Below are 21,200 nucleotides of genomic sequence, written 5' to 3'. Positions count from 1 at the left end.
CGGTGTGGCAATAATTACAATGCAAAAGAAACAGTTCGAATCGTTTTCCAGCTTTTATCCTTATTACCTTGCAGAACACAGCAACCCAACCTGCAGAAAACTCCATTATATTGGGAGTTCCTGTGTGCTTCTCTTAGTGATATGCGCATTGATATTCAATAATTATTACTTATTGGCATACACCCCTATAGCAGGTTACGGATTCGCTTGGATAGGACATTTCTTTTTTGAAAACAACAAACCCGCCACCTTTAAACATCCTTTATATTCATTTTGGGGCGACTGGGTGATGTATGGCGCGTGGATAAAAAGCCTGATTAAACGAGTTTAAAGAAGTAAAGATGCGTCAATTCTAACGCATCCAAACTTGAACCTCGGCAAGTCCATTGCTTTGCAACGATTGAAGCTGCTCATCAATATTGATCGATTGCTCGAACTCAAAGGCATCCAATTGATTATCAAAGATGATCGTGGCCGCACCGTCTCCTCCTCGACGTTTTACTTGGTGTAGCGCAATATCAGCCAAGTTCACAGAAGATTCCCAGCCAATAACCTGACCACCTAACAATGGCAACGGATAGAACGACCAACCGAGTGAGACAGTCAGTTTAATTTGTTGCCCATTTGGCAAACTAAATTCGTGGTCAGCAATCGCTTTACATAACTCACTAACATATTGTTGGATAGCTGGCCGTTTGAAATCTCGAAGTAAAAGTAAAAACTCATCGCCACTCCAACGCGCGACATAGTCTGAACCCTGAGTTCGCGTATTCAGTAACGTAGCCAATTGTTGTAAGCAACTGTCACCGCCAATCGTCCCAAACGCATCATTGATTTTACTGAACTTATCGATATTTAAGATCATCAATACCAGAGACTTGTCTTGCTGCTGCAGAGAGTGCGCGTTACGTTGATAATGTTCTACATCTTTTGGTAATTGATCAAACAAGAAGCGGCGGCTGCGAAGCCCCGTAAGTTCATCTGTGTGACTCACGAGTTTCAGCTGCGTATTTACTTGATTCAATTTTTCATTCGCTTTCCTAAGCTCTGTCGTACGTTCAGCCACTAAGTTCTCCAAAGCCTGCTGTTTCCTTCGTTCCTGCGTTCTGAAAACCCAGAACACCAAATAAAATAAGAAAATGAATCCGCTCGTGATGAGTAGTCGAAAATACACTGTTTCATCAAAACGACGTGGAACTTTAATCAACAATGTTCTTTGTACCGCATTACGCCAATCTTGTCCTTGACGCTTCACTTCTAAAGTAAAGAGATACTCCCCTGGCGACAGGTTGGTGTAAATTGCTTCTCGTCTGCTTTGAACCTTGCGCCAATCGGTATCCAATCCAGATAAGCGATAACGGAATTCAACGCTATTTGGTGCGTAATAATCAATTGCGGTATAGCGCAGCGTTATATCTCGTTCACTGGTCTTGAGTGTGATAGATTCCCTCAACACATCACTAAATAACGTTCTGTCAGGCGTTTCAATACTCTCCATCTGTACATTAAGATTGTCTTTGCCAAACAACTTCACGTTTTTAGGGATTTCTACAACACCTTGCAAACTTGGATACCAAAAGGCGGTTTGCGTTTCTACGACTGAATCATGACCTATACCAGAGCAACATTGGCTCGGACGTCCATCCAATTGCTTGTCGAATGAACTAATCACTTGCTCAATCTGCAAGTTAACAATTGGACCTGTAAATTGATCTAATGGCATACGGTACAGACCTTTCATCGTACTAACCCAAATACGATTGATGGACTTATCGTAGTGTAATGAAAAAATTGAACCGTATGGCAAACCTTGGGACGCGTCTAGCTGAGTCCACTCGCCATTTTCACTTTTATAAAATAAACCGTCATTTAATGACCCGACCAATGTCGCTACACCATCAATATGCAATACACTGGTCACATATGCGTTGTCTAACGTTGTTTGGCCACCGATTTTTTCGATACCTCTATCGTTATAACGATACGCCCCTTTATTTGTACCGATAAATCCATAGCGAGGATAGTCAATCACATAGGTAATGAATTTGCTGCCAAGAAATGCGTTGTAAGTAAACGGTGTGATCCCTGAGTAGTCGAGTCGATATAACCCTCGCCCTGTGCCTAGCCACAACCCGCCTTTATTGGATGGGCTTATCGAAAAAACGGGATTTTGTCTCAGTTCACGATAGCCAAGTGTTGAAAGTTGTTTATTTTCATACAACATGACGCCCCTATCGGTGCCTAGATACAATCTATCACCAACAAACTCTAAATCGTGGATTGAAGAACGTTTTAGTACCTCTTGTGGAATTTCCTCAACGTAATTCTCATCTTTATCTAAATACCCAAGCCCATTGCTGCCTGCTATCCACAGCCGTCCATCGGGGCCTTGAGTAATCGCCATCACGGCTTGAGCTTCAGCAGCTACCGACGCGTGACGCTCAACTTTTCCGGCATGCGCAAGCCAAAGCCCTTCACTGAAACTCGCAAACCAAACATTGCCATCATGATCTCTGAATATATCTGAAAACCAGATGCTTTGATCGAGTTGAACAGGTTCAACCCACTGCCATTGCCTATCGCTGTCACGATAGAGTAGACGACCATACGTAGAGATCCAAAGACCGCCATCAGGGTCACTGACAAACTTATAAACAGCAGCATTACCACCGACTGGAAATTGATACGGTCTTAGCTCATCGTCGATATCAAGAAAATAAGCCCCTAACTCTGAGGCAAGTAGCAGGTTTCCTTCAATCCAGCTGAGATCATGAATAATCGTTTGCGCCAATCGGTCCGGAAGCGACACTTTAGCACTTAGTTCCAAACGCAATGCATCGGAAGGCGCAGATGTCGAATCACTAAGACGAAGCAAATGGCGCTCATTAACAAGCCAGATGCCTTTTGGCGACCAAGCAATTTTACTTACTGAGCCGACGATTTGATTTATTGAATTGAGTGTTGGAACATCTGAAAGTGCATTGGGATCTTGGCGATTGATCTGAGGTTCTGTGAGTATAAATAAGCCATTAGCCGCAACCCATATGCGCCCTCGCTCATCTTCTAGAATGTCTTTTACTGGTCCGTTAATACGAAAAGGCACCGTTTCGAATGAACGTGGATTTAGCCTCACTAAGCCATTACGCGTACCAATCCAAATAAACCCATTACTATCTAGGAGCAGTTTATTGATGCCGTTGCTTGGTAAGAAATCAACATTTTGCGTGTTGAAATTCGTGAACGTGCTGCCATCAAAACGACTTAAACCAAACTGAGTGCCAATCCAAATATACCCGTCATTGTCTTGTACAAGACTACTTAAAGACTGTGATGGTAGACCATTTTGAATGTTCCATTGCTTAACAACATAGTCGTTGATTGCCGCCTTGACGGGAAACAAAACAAATGAAAGCAAGCAAAGTATAACCTTGCAATATAACCCGACTTGTCGTGTTCGCAATGACACCAGCATAATTCCTTTAAATTGTTAGGTAACCAGTTTTGATCAAAGCTTGTAAACAAATCAATGAAAATATACCAGCCAGAATATCATCTGCCATAATCCCAAAGCCGCCCTGCAACTTTCTATCCAAGGTTCGGATTGGGCCTGGCTTTGCTATATCAAAGAATCTAAAAAGGAGAAAACCCACCAATAATGTAAGCCAATTAATGGGCGCAAACATCATGGTAATATAAAATCCGGCAACTTCATCCCAAACTATTGCGGGATGGTCATGCACGCCTAGATCGTCAGCGGTTTTTCCACATACCCAAAAGCCAACCAAACAGAAAACAACTGCAATTGCTATCTGTAACCAGATAGGCCATCCATTTGATAGGAAGATAAAGGGCAATGCCCCCAAAGTACCGAACGTGCCGGGCGCTTTTGGTGCTAGACCCAAACCATAGCCCAACGCCAAAAACTGATGCGGACGACTTAAAGAATATTTAGACTGCTTCACTCTATTCCTAACTACTCGTTACTAAAATGCTCGTATCCGCGCGCTGGTAAAGCAAACTTTTGCCCTCGTAAAGTCAACTCTAATTGACCATTTCCAGCTAAGATCTGCCCGACACATTTTGCTTCCACGCCATACTGCTTTAACTTATTTGCCAGTGTACTTTTGTTGGTATCAGAGACTGTAAATAACAACTCATAGTCATCGCCGTAACTTAAAACATAAGGCCAACGTTCTTGTTCACTTAACGTTGCCTTCATCGCTTCTGATACCGGCACTTTTTCCACTTGAACCGTTGCATTTACATTCGATTTTCGAAGTATATGCCCAAGATCGGCCACTAAACCATCGGAAACATCAATAGCTGACGTCGCAAGTCCGCGAAGCACTTGCCCTGCTGCAACTCGAGGCGTTGGGAAATAAAAACGTTTTTCGACGTCCTGTTTATTTTCAGGTGTAATGTTAAGCCCTTGTTTTCGCGCTTCAATAGCAAGCCCAGCATCGCCAAGCGGGCCTGTCACAAAAATCCAATCACCAACTTTTGCGCCACTGCGGGTCAAAGCTTTTCCCTTCGGAATTATCCCTTTAGCACAAACCGTTATGGTCAGAGGACCTTGCGTTGTATCTCCGCCAATGACTTGAACGTTGTAGTATTCTGCAATTTCGTGAAGCCCTTCAGTGAACGCTTCAAGCCATTCTAAATCAACACTGGGTAGCGTAAGCGCCAGTGACACCCACGTCGGCTCCGCGCCCATTGCGGCTAAATCACTGAGATTTACAGCTAAAACTCGATGTCCAAGTGCTCTTGGGGGAATGTCTTCAAAGAAATGCACGCCACACACCAATGTATCGGTTGTGATAGCCAATTGACTGTTTTCAGGAACTGAAACCAGTGCGCAGTCATCGCCAATGCCTAAGTCCACATCACGTCGCGTGATACCTCGGCCTTTGAAATAGCGATTAATTAACTCAAATTCCTTCATACACAAAAAAGCCGGCCTACGCCGGCTCTCCTGAATTATTGCTTGGCAGAAAACTCTTTTGAACGAAGTAGTTTTACTGCTTTATCAAGCACACCATTAACGAATTTATGACTGTCTTCAGCACCGAACATTTTTGCCAGTTCAATACCTTCGTTAATAGCCACTTTGTAAGGGACATCTTCACGGAACTTAAGCTCATACGCACTTAAACGAAGGATAGCGCGCTCAACCATGTCTAAGTCATCAAACGGACGTGATAAATGTGGAGATACCGCTTCGTCTAGTTGCTTTTGATTTACCACAACACCACGAGCAATATCTTTAAAGTATTCAACATCGATTTTTGATACGTCGTTTTCGATCAACATTTGCTGTTCGATGTCTGCAATCGGGTTACCACTTAGCTGCCATGAGTACACTGCTTGTAGTGCTAAAACTCGTGCTTTACGTCTCGCTGCTGGTTTCACTTAAATTCCTCTGAGATTCTTAAATAAGATCTAGTACGTTTACCATTTCTAGCGCACTAAGTGCAGCTTCGCCACCCTTATTGCCCATTTTAGTGCCCGCACGTTCAATTGCTTGCTCAATGCTTTCTGTTGTAAGCACACCAAATGCAACTGGAACATCATAATCAAGCGAAACACTCGCTAGACCTTTGTTTGATTCATTCGCAACCAAATCAAAATGAGGTGTACCACCACGAATGATTACACCTAACGCGATAATTGCGTCGTGTTCTTTTTTCATCGCAAGACGCTTAGCTGCCAATGGTAATTCAACTGCACCCGGCACATAAACGACTGTAATATCTTCGTCCTTCACACCACCTACTCGTTTAAGCTCATCAACAGCTCCGTCTAACAAAGCACGACCAATAAAGTCGTTAAAACGAGAGATTACAATGGCAAACTTTTTACCCGGTGCGTATTTATTACCTTCGATGATTTTCATTCGCTGTTCCTAATTATATCTGAGCAATAGCCAAATAGACGCGCATAATAGCACATAAAAGTTAAGTTCGCCTACTGTGTAAAACCGTAGGCGATGATTCTAAATTTTCATTCTAACCTGAACGAAATGAGGTGAGTGGAAACTTACTCGGTGTAACCTTCTGGTGCCACGTATTCCACAACTTCAAGGTGGAAACCTGACAGCGCATGATACTTCTTCGGTAAACTCATTAGACGCATTTTTTGGATGCCCAAATCAGCCAGAATTTGTGAACCGACACCCACCGTGCGTGAAGTACCTTGGAATTTGTTCACTGACACGTGTTCGCCAGCATCTTGCTTAGCAAAATTCTTCACAATTGCTTCTAAGTCAGAGGTACGCTCTTGCTTTGCCAAAATTACCAGTACACCATTATTTTGTGCAATATGTTGCATTGCAGACGTAAGGCCCCAACTACGTTCCCCACCTCGGCTTGACTGCAAAATATCGTTGAACGTACTTTGCAAGTGAACACGCACTAACGTTGGAGTCTCTGCAGATACTTCACCTTTAATGAGTGCGTAATGAAGTTGGTTATCAATGGTGTCTTTATAGGTAACTAAATCGAATTCACCATATTCAGTTGGCAATTTGCAGACAGCCACTTTCTCAATAGTCGTTTCATTTAAGTTACGGTATTCAATTAAGTCCGCTATGGTCCCAATTTTAATGCCGTGTTCTTTTGCAAACACTTCAAGTTCTGGGCGACGAGCCATAGTGCCATCTGGATTAAGAATTTCGACGATAACAGAAGAAGGCTCAAGACCCGCCAAACGCGCTAAATCACAACCTGCTTCTGTGTGACCGGCACGCGTTAATACGCCACCTGGCTGCGCCATGATTGGGAAAATATGACCAGGCTGAACAATATCCTCAGGCACTGCGCCTTTCGCAACCGCAGCTTGTACTGTACGAGGCTCTATCTGCGGCTGAAATGCCTGTTGTTACGCCTTTCGCCGCTTCAATTGACACGGTGAAATTTGTTGAAAACTGCGCTCCGTTTGACTTGACCATTAAAGGTAGATTTAATTGTTTGCAACGCTCTTGAGTCATCGTTAAACAAATCAATCCTCGGCCATAGGTTGCCATGAAATTGATCGCTTCAGGGGTAATATGCTCGGCCGCCATAACCAAATCCCCTTCGTTTTCACGGTCTTCATCATCCATTAAAATGACCATTTTACCGGCTTTAATGTCTTCGATAATTTCTTTTACGCTATTTAATGCCATGTTTTACCTACGCTTTAAGGTCTGCTCAACTCTATAACTAGCGAATAAAGCCAGCCTGTGCAAGCAAACTCGTTGTGAGAGTCGATTCTGATTTAACGGTGTCGTCCTTTCCAAGCAAGCGCTCTAAATAGCGTGCTATTTGGTCGACTTCAAGATTCACTTTGGTACCTACTTTAAAATCCGCAATGGTTGTCTCTTGGGCGGTATGCGGAACAATGGTCAGCTTAAAGCGGTCATCCTCAATGGCATTGACCGTCAAACTAATCCCATCAATCGCGACAGACCCCTTGTAAGGAATGTATTTCATCAAGTGTGACGGTGCTTTTAACCAATACTCGGTCGCTCTCGCATTCGGTATTACTGCTACAATTTGTGCAACGCCATCAATATGCCCTGAAACCAAATGTCCACCTAACCGAGAAATAGGTTGTAACGCTTTTTCTAAATTAACCGTTTGCCCAATTTTATAGTCGCCAAAACGCGTAAGTGATAGCGTTTCATTCGACACATCAGCACGAAAACCATCAGAGAATTTTTCAACCACGGTTAAACACACACCATTGGTCGCAATACTATCGCCCAGATGAACGTCTGCCATATCAAGGTTGCTGCTTTTTACTCGCACAGACAGGTCGCCCTGTTGCAATTTCAACTCGCTTAAATGACCTGTTGCTTCGATGATACCTGTAAACATAATTACCTAGCTTGTCTTGCGTGAATTCGAAGATCAACGCCGATTGATTGAACGTGTGTAAACTCCAACACCATTGCGTCAGATAATTGAGCAAGTGGTTTTGTTGCAAAAAGACCTTTACTGCCTTCGCCTAAAATTTTTGGAGCAAGATAAACAATGTACTCGTCAATGAGGCCTTCTTCATGAAATACACCTGACAACGTTTGTCCTGCTTCCAACCAGACACGATTGACGCCTCGTGTGGCAAGTACGTTCAAAAGCGCAAGGCAATCCACCTTGCCATTTTTTGCTTCTACGACGATTTCTTCCACAAAATGAGGCCACGGTGATACTTTTTCAATAGCTGAAGGAGTCGTTCGCACAAGAATTATCGCTGACTCACAGGAAAATAAGGCAAGTTCAGGTGTAAGCCGATTATTTGAGTCGAAGATCACACGAATGGGTTGTCTGGGTTCTGATTGTAAATCTGGATAAAAATGCTCTCGCACATTTAATTTGGCGTTGTCTGCAAGGACAGTATCAGCACCGCTAATAATGGCGCAGCTTTGTGCACGAAACTGTTGAACGTCTGCTCTCGCGTCCGCTGAAGTGATCCATTTACTTTCACCATTGCTTAACGCTGTTTTGCCATCGAGACTGGCTGCGAGTTTGCAACTCACAAATGGTAAGCCCTGTTCCATGCGTTTAAAAAAGCCTTCATTTAAAGCTCGCGCATCACTTTCCAGTAAGCCGTACGCGGTCTCAATGCCCGCGGCTTCAAGCATTGCTAAGCCTTTACCTGCGACTTGTGGATTCGTATCCACCATGGCTGCAATAACTTTGCTTATCCCTGCGTCAATTAGGCCCTTCGCGCACGGTGGAGTGCGTCCATAATGACTGCAAGGCTCCAATGTCACATAGGCTGTAGCACCAACGGCTTTCTCTTTCGCCATACGAAGTGCGTGCACTTCCGCATGTGGCTCACCAGCACGAATGTGAAAACCTTCGCCAACAACTTCATTATTGTTCACAATGACACACCCAACATTGGGGTTCGGTGTCGTAGTAAATTGCCCTTGCTTGGCGAGTCTCAATAGCTCTTCGCATGTATTGCTCATCTTGTGAAGAAAATGCCGACACGTTAGTGCTCTCCTAACTTCGCAATTTCTTCACCAAATTCTTTGATGTCTTCGAAGGAACGATAAACTGAGGCAAAACGTACATACGCAACTTTATCTAGACGCTTGAGTGCTTCCATTATCAGTTCACCGATAAAATGACTAGACACTTCTCGCTCGCCAGTTGCCCGCAGTTCAGATTTGATTTTATGAATAACTTCTTCAATTTGCTCCGTACTAACAGGCCTTTTTTCCAAGGCTCTATGCAAGCCATTCAAGAGTTTATCTTCATTAAATGGCTCTCTAGAACCATCTTGCTTGATCACTCTCGGCATTACTAATTCTGCGCCTTCAAACGTTGTAAAACGTTCGTGGCATTCAATGCATTCACGTCGACGCCTGACTTGATAGCCTTCTCCAACCAAACGCGAATCAATCACTTTAGTTTCTTTAGCTGTACAAAAAGGACAATGCATATGAAGTAGTTCCTTGAAAAAGAAAAGGCCGCTAAACAGCGGCCTTTATCATAACAAAAATCAACTCAGTTGTTAGCGTAATTACGCGTAAACTGGGAATTTTGCACAAATTGCTTTTACTTTCTCACGTACTGCAAGCTGTACAGATTCGTCAGTGATGTTATCAAGGATATCACAGATCCAACCTGCAAGTTCACTTGCTTCTGCTTCTTTAAAGCCACGACGAGTGATTGCTGGCGAACCAATACGTAGACCTGACGTTACGAACGGTGAACGTGGGTCATTTGGTACTGAGTTTTTGTTTACAGTGATATACGCATTGCCAAGTGCCGCGTCTGCATCTTTACCTGTGATGTCTTTCTTGATTAGGTCAAGAAGGAACAAATGGTTGTCTGTTTTACCAGATACGATGTCATAACCACGAGCTTGCATTACCGCAACCATTGCTTGCGCGTTTTTAACAACTTGCGTTTGGTAAGTCGTGAATTCTGGTTGTAATGCTTCTTTGAACGCAACCGCTTTCGCTGCAATAACGTGACACAGAGGACCACCTTGGCCACCTGGGAATACAGCACTGTTTAGCTTTTTATAGATTTCTTCGTCGCCACATGCAGACAGGATCAGACCACCACGAGGACCAGCTAGTGTTTTGTGCGTTGTTGTTGTTACAACGTGTGCGTGTGGTAGTGGGCTTGGGTAGATACCAGCCGCAACAAGACCGGCTACGTGTGCCATATCAACAAGCAAGTATGCACCTACTTTATCCGCGATTTCACGGAATTTAGCCCAATCAACGATACCAGAGTAAGCAGAAAAACCACCGATGATCATTTTTGGTTTGTGTTCAAGTGCTAGCGCTTCAACTTGCGCATAATCGATTTCACCTGTTTCAGCGTTCAAACCGTATTGGATTGCGTTGTATGATTTACCGGAGAAATTTACGTGCGAACCATGTGTTAAGTGACCACCGTGCGCAAGGCTCATACCTAGAACGGTATCATGTGGTTGAAGTAACGCTTGGAAAACCGCTGCGTTTGCTTGTGAACCTGCGTGTGGTTGAACGTTTGCGTAATCACACTTAAATAATTCACATGCACGGTCAATTGCCAATTGTTCAACAACGTCAACGTGCTCACAACCGCCATAATAACGCTTACCTGGGTAACCTTCAGCGTATTTGTTCGTTAACTGAGAACCCTGAGCTTCTAAAACACGTGGGCTACAGTAGTTTTCAGATGCGATAAGCTCGATGTGCGATTCTTGGCGAGCGGTTTCCGCTTCAATCGCTGCAAACAATTCTGAATCAAAATCAGCGATGTTCATGCTACGTTCTAACATGGGGTCTCCTAGGTACACGTATATTGTGAAAAGCCGTATTGTACGCCTAAATTGACCACTTGCCTACGCAAACGGGGCGTAACTTGAGTGAACATATTTAATCAAGGATTGAATTTATTTCACAGTCTTTTGACAATGATATTTTTTAATTTAAACATTTATAAAAATTATACAAACAACCAATCTAAATAAATATTTTAAATGTAGTAACAAAAAGAGGCCAGTTGGCCTCTCGTATTATCAGTTTACAACTGTGGATTATTGCACCGCGAGCCTTGCGTAAACCGCTGCTTTTAACTCGGCGTAGTCCGCTTTCAACGGTTCAGCCAGACAAGGCTTAGCTAAAGCGTCAGACAAGGCCTTTGGTAGCTCTATGTCAGTGCCAAGGACATCATCAACGGAGTCTTTAAACTTGGCTGGATGTGCTGTCGCAAGGAAAATCGAACTCGCGTTCGCAAGCTCATCTTCAACCATGCCCTTGTAAGCAATTGCTGTGTGAGGTTCAGCTAAATACCCCATTTCATGGAGCGTATGCATCGCTTGTTTCGTTTCTTGCTCAGATACTGAACGTGAAAAAAAGTCATGCTTTGAGAACATTGTTTCTCTTAGCATTTGTTCCACACGTGGCCAGTTATTAGGTTTGCTCACATCCATTGCATTCGACAGTGATTCTTTCGTTGCATTTGGCGACCATGTATTGTCAACCAAATAACGTGGAACCGTATCATTTTGGTTAGTTGTAGCGCTGAGCCTATGAATAGGTAAACCGATAACCGCAGCAATCATAGCGGCACATACATTTCCAAAGTTACCGCTAGGCACAGAAACATGGACACTATTGCGCTTATCTTCTGGCAACTGTGCAACAGCCTCAAAGTAATAGCAAACTTGCGCAAGTAGACGGCTTATATTGATCGAATTCGCCGAGTTTAAGCCAAGCTTCTGCTTCAACTCCTCATCCAAAAACGCCTCTTTTACTAACGTTTGGCAATCATCAAAACTACCATCGACTGCGTAGCAGTGAATATTCTCACCCAATGTCGTGAACAGCTTTTGTTGTGCGAGAGAAATTTTGCCCTCAGGGTATAAGATCACCACATCGACATTTGGCTTTTTATAAAATGCATGGGCAACAGCAGCCCCTGTATCACCACTGGTTGCCGTTAAAATAGTGACTCGCTCGCCTTCACTAAATAGGCTTACACATTCCGCCATAAAACGGCCACCAAAATCTTTAAACGCCAACGTTGGACCATGAAATAGCTCTAAACAATAGGTATTTTTTGCAACATTAACCAAAGGCGCTGGAAAATTAAACGCACGTGCCACCATGTCGCTCAGCACATCCTTTGACAGCTCATCACCAATCAAATGACTCAGAATTTTTGCACTTCGTTCCGCAAAAGGCAGGTCGAGCAACGCGGATACTTGGCTAAGAGGAGCTAATGTTTGCGGGAAAAACACACCTTGCTCTCGCCCTAAACCGATTTTAACAGCTTCAACAAACGAAACCTGTTGAGAAGCATCTTTTAAATTAAATAAGTTCATGATTCTTTTATCCTTGTTACAACTCACGAGTGCCAAAATGATCGAGCTTACATATGTGGCTAAAGCCCTGCTCGTTGAGATAATTTTCTTGTAGCCATTGCTGACACTGCTCTGCCGCTTGGTGACTTTTACAAATTGCAAAAAGTGTTGAGTCGCACCAGAAATACTGACTAACTCAGCACCGATGCTCGGCAATGCTGCTTTGGCCTCAGCAAACCCTGCAATCAATTCAGCTCGGTAAGGTTCAGCTACTGGGTCTTCCATAAGCTCAAGTGCTTCGTCAAAACGGCCTGCTTGCATTAAAAGTACAAAAGCACTCAAACGCTGGGCAAAACACACTGCATCATGAGTCGACTGCTCTTTTGGTAATACCGCACGAGCTTTTGCTGTGTTCAATGCAAAACCTGGATAAGCAACAACGTAATACCAATCTTCAGGGGTTTGGACACTCATAGCTCGATTAGGCACGAGTTCAGCCGTCAGTTGAAGACCTCCTAAATAACAAGGCGTAATGTTGTCGTAGTGACGACCACCTGACACTTTGCCTTCGAAATCAGCCATTAATTCAATTAACTCAATTTGGCTTAGTGCCGTTTTGGCGAAGGCATCAAGGGCGGCAAACGTTGCAACGACTGAACACGCACTTGATCTCAAACCAGATCCAATTGGAAGACGCTTTTCAAGCGTCAAAGCAACTGGGGGCATTGTTGGAGCGACAAATTCACGAAAATGTTGTAAACATTGAAACGCTAAATTCTCTTGTGCATTTGACGGCAAAAATGACGCGTAGGCGCCTGTGCATTCAAACACATCCTGTGGCGCGTCCTGCACATGAACGACATCACCAAGCAAACTGCCATCAATTGGGGCAAGTGCCGCCCCTAAAGAATCAAAACCAACGCAGAAATTACCGATTGATGCTGGTGCATACATACTAACCATGACTCACTCCTATCGAGACAATGTTTTGAGAATATCAGCAAATACGCCAGCTGAAGTCACTTCAGCTCCAGCACCGTATCCACGAATCACAAATGGACGAGGCTGATAATACTGACTTAATATGGCAAGCGCATTTTCACCGTCTCGAATCGCATTGAGGGCATGCTGTTTATCAACAGCTTCAATTCCTACTCGACATCGCCCGTTCTCAATTGTACCAACGTAACGCAGTACCTTACCTTCTGCTGCCGCGCTTTGTACTCTATCCGCGAATTGCGCATTCAATTCTGGTAACTTTTCCATGAATACGTCGACGCTTGAGCCTTCTTCAAAGTGGCTTGGTACGACAGGTTCAACATCGATATCCGACAACTCAAGCTCAAGCCCTGATTCTCGAGCTATGATTAGTAGTTTACGAGCAACATCTGTTCCGGATAAATCATCACGCGGATCAGGCTCAGTAAATCCAAGCGATTTCGCCTTTTCTGTGGCTTCAGAAAGCGATAACCCGTCTTCAATCGCACCAAACATGTACGACAAACTGCCCGATAAAATGCCGTTGAATGACAGCAGTTCGTCACCCGCGCCAAACAATAGTTGAAGGTTATCAAGTACAGGTAGCCCTGCACCAACATTTGTCTCATACAAGAATTTACGACGCGTCGATAACGCAGCAGCCTTTAACTCTTGGTAATACGCAAAGCTGCCCGTGTTCGCCTTTTTATTCGCAGCAACGACGTGGAAGCCTGCACGTAAAAATTCGGCGTATTGTGAAGCCAACTGTTGAGAGGAACTGCAATCCACAATGACAGGATTGATTAGGTGGTTTGCTCTGACGAATTGTTCAACTCGCGTTAAACTGAATGGCTCTGCGACCTTACTTAATTCCGATTGCCAGCTCTCAAACGGCACACCATCAGAATTCAGGTAACATTGTTTCGAATTTGCCACACCATATAAATTCAATTTAATGTTGCGCGCCTCCAACCATGCTTGCTGCTTTTCTAGCTGCTTTACGAGTTCCTGACCAACTAAGCCGACACCAAGTAAAAACACGTCGATGGAAGGGACATGCGTAAAGAAGTTTTCATGGCAAACTTTCACCGCATCGTTGCAAAGTACGCCATCAATGACCGCAGAAATGGCGCTTTCCGTTGAATCTTGCGCAATCGCAACAATGTTCACTTGTGCTTGCGCCAGCGATGCGAAGAATTTCGCCGCCAACCCTTTGTGGGCTTTCATGTTATCCCCCACCAAAGTCACGATGGCGAGTTCGCGTTGAACTTGAATTGGCTCAATTAACCCCGCTTGTGATTCAAGCGAGAATGCCTGCTCAAGTGCATTTAACGCCAGTGCTAAATCACTTTCGTGAACACAAAAGCTAATACTAAACTCACAAGAAGATTGTGTAATGAGTACGATTGAAACATTGTCATTCGCAAGTGCACTAAAGACCCGTGACGCCATGCCCACTTTACCTTTCATACCTGGGCCTGATACCGTCAACATAGCGAGCTTTTCTAAACTCGATATCGCTTTAACCGTCTCATCACCTTGGCGCTCATGGCTAATCATGGAGCCAGGTACGTCAGGATTATGTGTGTTCTTGATTTCACACGGTACGCCGACTTTTGCACACGGCAAAATCGTTTTCGGGTGTAAGACTTTCGCACCAAAATACGAAAGTTCCATCGCTTCCTTGTAGGATAGCCAATTAATTTTACTGGCCTTTTTAATAAAACGAGGGTCTGCATTATAAACACCGTCAACGTCTGTCCAAATTTGACACACTTCGGCTTCTAAACAAGCAGCGGCAATCGCTGCAGAATAGTCAGACCCATTTCGGCCAAGTACAGACAACTCGCCCTGCGCGTTACTACCAGTAAAGCCAGGCATAATGTAATACGGAAAGTTGTTTTGCTGCAGTTGTTGACGGAATGCGTCTTTACTCGCAACCAAATCAACTTCGGCCTCCAAATAATTGCCTTCAGTACGAATACAATCGGTCGCTTCCAAGTAGTAGGCATTGTCTGCGCCTAGCATTGCTTGCATCAGTGCAACACTCACTCGCTCACCAAAACTAATGACATACGCTCGTACTTGGTCTGGACAATGCTTGAGTAATTTAACACCAGCCAATTTATCCGCGAGTTCACTAAAATTTGGCCAGTGGTCAACCTTACTGAATGCAGCTTCAACTTCTGAACGCAGCCCTTCAGAACGCTGAATAAGTGCATCCCAACGTTCACTGTAATCCGAGCCTTCCGCAGCTAAGTCGGCAAGTCCGACAAGATGATCTGTCATCCCCCCAGGCGCAGATAGCACAACCAGCGAATCAGGCCCTGCATAAGACAATATTAATTCTTTTACCTTTGATAAACAGGCGAAATCCGCAAGGGATGAACCACCAAACTTTAAAACTCGCATAATTTATGTTCCTCATTCCAAAAACGAAAAAAGGCCTGTGTTCGTAGTGAACACAGGCCTTTTTTGAATACGCAACGACCTATGCCACTATCCAGTTAGGATGGTGGTGGTAATAATAATGGTCGTAGTATTCAATAATTCTTTTTTCATAACGCATTTAGACTGCCGTAAAAACAGCCAAACTGTCAAGGTTATTTTCGGGAATAGATTATGTGATTTTTTCAAGTTGCTATTTAGCGAATGCCAAATTTATGCAAAACAGACAACAATGAGTCTGGCTTAACCGGCTTCTCTATAAAGTCGAGCGCACCAAGTGAGGCTACTTTTGCTTTCATTTCAGATTGAATATCCGCAGATATGACAACCACAAAACTTTCAATTTTCTGCTCTTTGATCCCTTCAAGCACCCCTATTCCATCCACCACAGGCATCGTTAGGTCTAAACAAACCAAATCTATCTGCTTTGACTGCAATAGCGCCAATGCTTCAGCACCATGCTGCGCTTCGACAATGTCAACATCCAGTGAAGCTTGCAAACACCGTTTTACTTGTTTACGTGCGACCGTTGAATCGTCACAAACTAGGACAGAGTAACTCATCGTGTTTTCAAATATCCAAAAATAGCATCGAGCTCTTGACTGATAAGCTGTTATTGCTAAAAAGTTTAGTACTCAATAGCAACCTCGTTAGCAACTTATACCACAAGAACGAAAAATAAGTTAAGTGATATAACAGTCTAAATTGTAAAAGAGGTAAAGATATTGAGATAAATCCATTATATTTATTTATTTTTAATCGGTTATTGGCTAAGTTTATAAGCAGACAAAAAGCTGTGAACTTAATTTGAGGAGCACGGGTTCATTCATGCTACAAAAAAGCCTATCAAAAAAGCTACTTACAAACGTGCTTTCGGTTTACTTCTTATTAACATTTGTCGTTACGTGCGGTCAAGTGGTTGCGGAGTATGTTAATACTAAAGACTATATTCGCAACGAATTGACCATGCTGCAAAAAACCTTCAGCCGAAGCCTAACTCGCGCTATATGGGAACTAAACACTAAGCAGACCGTAACCACAGCCGAAGGTTTACTTGCAATCCCGATGATTGAGGGGATTATCGTTCGCGATGACAGTGGCGAAATTATTTCGCAACTAGGTCGTTCTCTGGATATTCATGAGTTATACAGTCAACAATTAGTTCAGGAAGAAGCAATAATCGAAGACACACCGTCCGGTCTATTTGGTTATACTTTTCCACTTATTTTCGAATTTTCAGGACGCGCTACCCAAGTTGGTGACGTAACGCTTTTCTCAAGCCGCGAGGTCGTGTTCAGCCGAATCATGATCTCTATCTACTTCTTGATTGGTAACGCGATGATCAAAACAACCTTTTTGATCATTCTCTTTTTACTCGCATTCAGAAAGCTACTTACCGAACCATTGTCTCAGTTAACAGAGCAAATTGAAGAATTCGAGCTTGATGATGCGGATGGCCATCGCATTGAATTGGACACCACTGAGCGTAACGAACTGAAAGTGATGGAAGAAGCGTTCAACAAACTCATCGATAAAGTAGCTGAATACCGAAAAAAACTAGATCAAACGCAAAAAGAGCTCATCATCAGTAACGAAAAACTAGATCAGCACAACTTGCAGCTAGAACAAGAAGTTGCGCGTAAAACATCAAACTTGAGCCAAGCAATGATGGATTTGCAGCAACAAAAATACGAGCTTGAAAAACAAAAACTTACTTTGACCGAAGAAGTCGATAGGCGTAGACAAACTGAGCAAGAGTTACTTACCAAGCAAAAAGAGCTTGAACGGTATCTCGATGAGACTCAATTTGGCCCAAGAGCGCTTGGTGGGATCAGAGAAAATGGCTGCCTTAGGTGGGTTAGTTGCGGGTATTACCCACGACATCAATACCCCCGTTGGGATTGGCGTTACTGCCACCTCCTTCTTGCAAGAACGTCTTGAGCAAATAGAAATTGCGTACAAAGAAAAAACGCTTTCACCCAAAGCATTGGAAGAGTTTATAAACGATGCGAAGCAAAGCACCAGTTTACTTACAACAAACTTAGACCGAGCCAGTGAGCTGGTCGCCAGCTTTAAACAAATCGCGGTTGACCAAGCAAGTGAAGCGGTCAGAACGATTAACTTTAAAGAATACTTAGGCGAAGTTATTAAGTCTTTACACCCTAAACTCAAAAAGACCAAGCACAACATCAATGTGAGTTGCCCTGATGATTTGATACTCAATCTTCCTGCGGGCGCGATTAGTCAAATATTCACAAACTTGATCATGAATTCTCTTATTCACGGTTTTGAGGAAATGAATATTGGTACGATTGATATTGCGATCACTGAAGACAACGATGACGTGAAAATTGTGTACAAAGACAATGGTAAAGGCGTAAGTAAAGCCCAGCTTGAAAAGCTCTTTGACCCGTTTTTTACGACTAAACGCGACCAAGGTGGAAGCGGTTTAGGAACTCACATTACACTTAACTTAGTAAAACAAACCTTAAATGGTGAGATTGAGGTTGAGAGCGAAGAAGGCAAAGGCTTGACCTACTATATTCGCTTTCCAAAAGACATGCAGCAACCACCGTTAGAGATGTTTAGTTAAAACTAGAACCGATATAAACAAAAAAGGAAGCCTCGGCTTCCTTTTTTGTTTTCCTATCACGATTAAGCCGTGATATCGCATGCCTAATCGCGCTAGGTTGTATTGAACATTACTGCTGATTAAATAGATCCAAAGCACTTTGCGTCATTGCCGTTACACCCGTTTTAATCGTCAATGGGTAATCAGGGGCAAATTTACTTGAATGTAATGACGGTAATGTCTTTCCTGCAGCTACACTTTGCGTGTAAAACGTTGGCTCGACAGCTCCTAACCAGAAGATGGTTATTGGCACGTGCTCATCAGTACGTCCATACAAGCCAAAATCTTCGCCTGCCATAACAGGTTCTGATTTTTCAACATTACTTTGGCCGATTGCCGTTTCAATACTTGCTTTAACTTTAACGGCAAGTTCAGGTTCGTTGTACGTTGATGGAATTCGCTCTTCTTCGTGTACATAGACACTCGGCATCAGCTCATCAGGTAAACCTGCGCTTAAGGCAATGCCTTTCGCCATCCGCTTTATTGTAGCAACTTGCTGATCTCTAACTTCAGGATCGTAAGAACGTAGTGTTAATTGTAACTTCACTTCATCCGAAATGACGTTATGCTTTGAACCGCCGTGAATAGACCCGACAGTGATAACTGAGGGCTTCAATGGCGAAATTTCGCGACTGGTGATCGTTTGTAATGCGAGCACTAAGCGAGAGGCAATTACGACAGGATCGATTGTCGTATGAGGATAAGCGCCATGCCCGCCCTTACCTTTAACCGTGATATCAACCGAGTCGACATTCGCTAATGCGTAACCAGGGGCAACTGCGACTTTACCAGCAGGTAAATTGGCGCTAACGTGTAAACCTAAAACATAGTCCGGCTTGGCATATTTGCTGAAAAGTCCCTCTTTTAACATTGCCTTTGCACCACCGCCGACTTCTTCTGCTGGCTGCGCGACCAACATAAGTGTCCCTTTCCAAAGCGACTTATTGTTCATTAACTGCTTTGCCGTGCCCACTAAACTGGTCATATGGATATCGTGCCCACAACCGTGCATCACACCAACCGTTTGATTGCTCGCATTGACTGTCGTTACTTTCGATGCGTAAGGCTTTCCTGTTTCCTCAGTAATTGGTAACCCATCAGTATCCGCCCGGATCATGATGGTTGGTCCCTCACCATTTTGAAAAAGAGCAACAACGCCGTGGCCACCGACACCTTCGGTCACATTCATACCAAGCGCTTTAAATTCATCAGCAAGACGTTTGGATGATTGCACTTCATGATATGAAAGTTCAGGGTTTTGATGTAAATGAAGATAAAGTTGCTCGAGACTAGGTAGTTGTTTGTCTAGTTGTGCGGATAAAGTAGCCGCTGAAGTTTGGCTTGCAACCAATAAAGCCAAACTTGTCATTGTCCATTTCATAATTATCCCGTTCTTGTCGTTATTTACCTCTCAAGCTATCACATGCGAAGCTGATTTGGTAACTCCATCGGACGAAGTAATCTCGGGTTTGAATCTCGCTAGATGAAAGCCAAAGACCTATTAAGAACAGCTAAAATAGTCTTGTACTATTTCGAAATAGATCAACTCGATGGTATCGAGATCCGTTAGAGGCAGATGTTCATTCACTTGGTGTATCGTATGATTGCGTACACCCACTTCGATAACTTGGGTATGTGAATTAGAAAAAAATCGGCCATCTGAAGTCCCACCCGCAGTGCTTAATTGCGGGTACTGACCTGTACACTTAAAAATGGCATGTTCTATAAGACCTAAAAAGCATCCTGCGCCTTGCTCACCCGTATAATAAGACTCACACGGCCGCTCCCAAGCCAACTCAAATGCGTGTGACCAAGCGGATAAACAACGCTCTATGCATGCAATTACTTCTTCACTGTTATACCCATGACTGTAACGAATATTGAAGGTTATCTCACATTTGGCTGGCACAAGATTATCAACGACGTTCGGAATATTAATCCCTGTGACCTGCAATGTTGTTGCCGATCCTGGTTGATCATTTTCCCACGTGAGTGACGACAAGGCGTTAACAATTTGACCAGCTAAGTGCGCTGCATTAATCGTATTTTGTGGATAAGCAACATGTCCCGCTTTACCTCTCACTTGAATCCGCGCGGATATCGCTCCACGACGACCGTTTTTAATCGCATCGCCTACGCGTAGCTCACTCGTCGGCTCCCCCACTAAACACGCATCCAGTGTAATATTATTTTCCGCTAGATATTGTGCTAAATATTTGGAGCCGAACTCTGCTTCACCTTCTTCATCCGAGGTAATAAGCCAATAGAAAGACCCTCGAAGCGGACTTAGTTCATGCAAATTAACTAACTTTTGGCATGCAGAGAGCATGGCAGCAATGCCACCTTTCATGTCGCACGCACCACGTCCATAAACCGCACCTTCAATGATGTCAGCTGAAAATGGCGCAGCTTTCCAAGCACTCCCTGCAGCTGGGACAACATCAACGTGACCTGCAAAAGCAAATACGGGACCTGGTAAAAAATGACGAACGGCTATGAGGTTATCAACTCCATTTAATGGCAAGCGAATTATCTCAAAACCCATCAATCCTAATTCAGAAGATAACCAATCTAACAGTCCTGCGTCGTTAGGCGTAATTGAAGGTGCTTGAATCAACGTTTTTAGTGCGCTTAGAGCATATGACGGTTGGTTTAAAACGTGAGTTTGAAGTGCCATGATTCCGTAGCCAAAGTTCGTTTTCCACGTCCATTTAAGCAACCTTTTGTGATGAATACATGGCAATTTCATGGCAAAGAGATGTCACCTAGAAACAAATGGGTGCAAAAAGTTAATCTAAATCAAACTTTCAGAAAGATCTGAAACTACCTTCTAAAAATCTTGATCTAG

General features: G+C 43.6%; 14 protein-coding genes and 4 pseudogenes. 2 read left to right on the top strand and 16 right to left on the bottom strand.

The window, feature by feature from the left end; translation table 11 throughout:
• Nucleotides 1-19 precede the first annotated feature (19 nt).
• Nucleotides 20-331: an Mpo1-like protein gene (locus J5O05_RS13620; protein WP_208842539.1), complete on the top strand. Its 312-nt coding sequence runs from the start codon at nucleotides 20-22 to the stop codon at nucleotides 329-331.
• Nucleotides 332-352: 21 nt separating this feature from the next.
• Here the strand turns inward: J5O05_RS13620 and J5O05_RS13615 are convergent, their stop codons facing one another.
• The 14 genes and pseudogenes from J5O05_RS13615 to J5O05_RS13550 form a co-directional block, all read right to left on the bottom strand.
• A complete protein-coding gene (locus J5O05_RS13615; protein WP_208842537.1) occupies nucleotides 353-3,472 on the bottom strand; it encodes a ligand-binding sensor domain-containing protein in 3,120 nt (1,039 codons plus the stop codon).
• Between the two features lie 7 nt (nucleotides 3,473-3,479).
• Nucleotides 3,480-3,962: a phosphatidylglycerophosphatase A family protein gene (locus J5O05_RS13610; protein WP_208842535.1), complete on the bottom strand. Its 483-nt coding sequence runs from the start codon at nucleotides 3,960-3,962 to the stop codon at nucleotides 3,480-3,482.
• An 11-nt stretch (nucleotides 3,963-3,973) separates the two neighbouring features.
• Nucleotides 3,974-4,942: a thiamine-phosphate kinase gene (gene thiL, locus J5O05_RS13605; protein WP_208842533.1), complete on the bottom strand. Its 969-nt coding sequence runs from the start codon at nucleotides 4,940-4,942 to the stop codon at nucleotides 3,974-3,976.
• Nucleotides 4,943-4,977: 35 nt separating this feature from the next.
• Nucleotides 4,978-5,409, bottom strand: a complete 432-nt coding sequence (nusB, locus tag J5O05_RS13600) for a transcription antitermination factor NusB (RefSeq protein ID WP_208842531.1) — start codon at nucleotides 5,407-5,409, stop codon at nucleotides 4,978-4,980.
• A 19-nt stretch (nucleotides 5,410-5,428) separates the two neighbouring features.
• Nucleotides 5,429-5,893: a 6,7-dimethyl-8-ribityllumazine synthase gene (ribH, locus tag J5O05_RS13595; protein WP_208842529.1), complete on the bottom strand. Its 465-nt coding sequence runs from the start codon at nucleotides 5,891-5,893 to the stop codon at nucleotides 5,429-5,431.
• 143 nt (nucleotides 5,894-6,036) lie between these two features.
• A pseudogene (ribBA, locus tag J5O05_RS13590) lies at nucleotides 6,037-7,162 on the bottom strand (bifunctional 3,4-dihydroxy-2-butanone-4-phosphate synthase/GTP cyclohydrolase II).
• A gap of 37 nt (nucleotides 7,163-7,199) precedes the next feature.
• Nucleotides 7,200-7,856 carry a riboflavin synthase gene (locus tag J5O05_RS13585; protein WP_208842528.1) on the bottom strand — a complete coding sequence of 219 codons (657 nt, stop codon included), beginning with the start codon at nucleotides 7,854-7,856 and terminating at the stop codon, nucleotides 7,200-7,202.
• 2 nt (nucleotides 7,857-7,858) lie between these two features.
• A pseudogene (gene ribD, locus J5O05_RS13580) lies at nucleotides 7,859-8,942 on the bottom strand (bifunctional diaminohydroxyphosphoribosylaminopyrimidine deaminase/5-amino-6-(5-phosphoribosylamino)uracil reductase RibD).
• 34 nt (nucleotides 8,943-8,976) lie between these two features.
• Nucleotides 8,977-9,429 carry a transcriptional regulator NrdR gene (gene nrdR, locus J5O05_RS13575; RefSeq protein WP_208842526.1) on the bottom strand — a complete coding sequence of 151 codons (453 nt, stop codon included), beginning with the start codon at nucleotides 9,427-9,429 and terminating at the stop codon, nucleotides 8,977-8,979.
• A gap of 81 nt (nucleotides 9,430-9,510) precedes the next feature.
• The gene (glyA, locus tag J5O05_RS13570) at nucleotides 9,511-10,767 is read right to left on the bottom strand and encodes a serine hydroxymethyltransferase (RefSeq protein ID WP_208842524.1); all 1,257 of its coding nucleotides are present in this window, start codon (nucleotides 10,765-10,767) and stop codon (nucleotides 9,511-9,513) included.
• Between the two features lie 258 nt (nucleotides 10,768-11,025).
• On the bottom strand, nucleotides 11,026-12,315 hold the full coding sequence (gene thrC, locus J5O05_RS13565; protein WP_208842522.1) for a threonine synthase: 1,290 nt from the start codon (nucleotides 12,313-12,315) through the stop codon (nucleotides 11,026-11,028).
• A gap of 144 nt (nucleotides 12,316-12,459) precedes the next feature.
• Nucleotides 12,460-13,248, bottom strand: a pseudogene (gene thrB / locus J5O05_RS13560) (homoserine kinase); the annotation flags it as partial.
• An 18-nt stretch (nucleotides 13,249-13,266) separates the two neighbouring features.
• Nucleotides 13,267-15,684 carry a bifunctional aspartate kinase/homoserine dehydrogenase I gene (gene thrA / locus J5O05_RS13555; RefSeq protein WP_208842520.1) on the bottom strand — a complete coding sequence of 806 codons (2,418 nt, stop codon included), beginning with the start codon at nucleotides 15,682-15,684 and terminating at the stop codon, nucleotides 13,267-13,269.
• Between the two features lie 233 nt (nucleotides 15,685-15,917).
• The gene (locus J5O05_RS13550) at nucleotides 15,918-16,283 is read right to left on the bottom strand and encodes a response regulator (RefSeq protein WP_208842518.1); all 366 of its coding nucleotides are present in this window, start codon (nucleotides 16,281-16,283) and stop codon (nucleotides 15,918-15,920) included.
• Between the two features lie 265 nt (nucleotides 16,284-16,548).
• Here J5O05_RS13550 and J5O05_RS13545 point away from each other — a divergent pair.
• Nucleotides 16,549-18,313 (top strand): annotated as a pseudogene (locus tag J5O05_RS13545) (sensor histidine kinase).
• 109 nt (nucleotides 18,314-18,422) lie between these two features.
• Here J5O05_RS13545 and J5O05_RS13540 read toward each other — a convergent pair.
• Complete coding sequence (locus tag J5O05_RS13540; RefSeq protein ID WP_208842516.1) at nucleotides 18,423-19,733, bottom strand: M20 metallopeptidase family protein; 1,311 nt, start codon at nucleotides 19,731-19,733, stop codon at nucleotides 18,423-18,425.
• A gap of 120 nt (nucleotides 19,734-19,853) precedes the next feature.
• On the bottom strand, nucleotides 19,854-21,029 hold the full coding sequence (gene dapE / locus J5O05_RS13535) for a succinyl-diaminopimelate desuccinylase (protein ID WP_208842514.1): 1,176 nt from the start codon (nucleotides 21,027-21,029) through the stop codon (nucleotides 19,854-19,856).
• Nucleotides 21,030-21,200: the final 171 nt, after the last annotated feature.

The sequence above is a fragment of the Pseudoalteromonas xiamenensis genome (genome assembly GCF_017638925.1).
GTDB lineage: Bacteria > Pseudomonadota > Gammaproteobacteria > Enterobacterales > Alteromonadaceae > Pseudoalteromonas > Pseudoalteromonas xiamenensis.
Note: the sequence above shows the minus strand (reverse complement) of the source record. Positions and strands in the feature narration are given on the sequence as shown.

Bases quoted from the DNA above. Each gene is read 5' to 3' on its own strand.
- J5O05_RS13620 (WP_208842539.1), top strand. From the start codon at position 20: ATGCAAAAGAAACAGTTCGAATCGTTTTCCAGCTTTTATCCTTATTAC.
- J5O05_RS13615 (WP_208842537.1), bottom strand. From the start codon at position 3,472: ATGCTGGTGTCATTGCGAACACGACAAGTCGGGTTATATTGCAAGGTT.
- thiL (WP_208842533.1), bottom strand. From the start codon at position 4,942: ATGAAGGAATTTGAGTTAATTAATCGCTATTTCAAAGGCCGAGGTATC.
- ribH (WP_208842529.1), bottom strand. From the start codon at position 5,893: ATGAAAATCATCGAAGGTAATAAATACGCACCGGGTAAAAAGTTTGCC.
- J5O05_RS13585 (WP_208842528.1), bottom strand. From the start codon at position 7,856: ATGTTTACAGGTATCATCGAAGCAACAGGTCATTTAAGCGAGTTGAAA.
- nrdR (WP_208842526.1), bottom strand. From the start codon at position 9,429: ATGCATTGTCCTTTTTGTACAGCTAAAGAAACTAAAGTGATTGATTCG.
- glyA (WP_208842524.1), bottom strand. From the start codon at position 10,767: ATGTTAGAACGTAGCATGAACATCGCTGATTTTGATTCAGAATTGTTT.
- thrC (WP_208842522.1), bottom strand. From the start codon at position 12,315: ATGAACTTATTTAATTTAAAAGATGCTTCTCAACAGGTTTCGTTTGTT.
- thrA (WP_208842520.1), bottom strand. From the start codon at position 15,684: ATGCGAGTTTTAAAGTTTGGTGGTTCATCCCTTGCGGATTTCGCCTGT.
- J5O05_RS13550 (WP_208842518.1), bottom strand. From the start codon at position 16,283: ATGAGTTACTCTGTCCTAGTTTGTGACGATTCAACGGTCGCACGTAAA.
- J5O05_RS13540 (WP_208842516.1), bottom strand. From the start codon at position 19,733: ATGAAATGGACAATGACAAGTTTGGCTTTATTGGTTGCAAGCCAAACT.
- dapE (WP_208842514.1), bottom strand. From the start codon at position 21,029: ATGGCACTTCAAACTCACGTTTTAAACCAACCGTCATATGCTCTAAGC.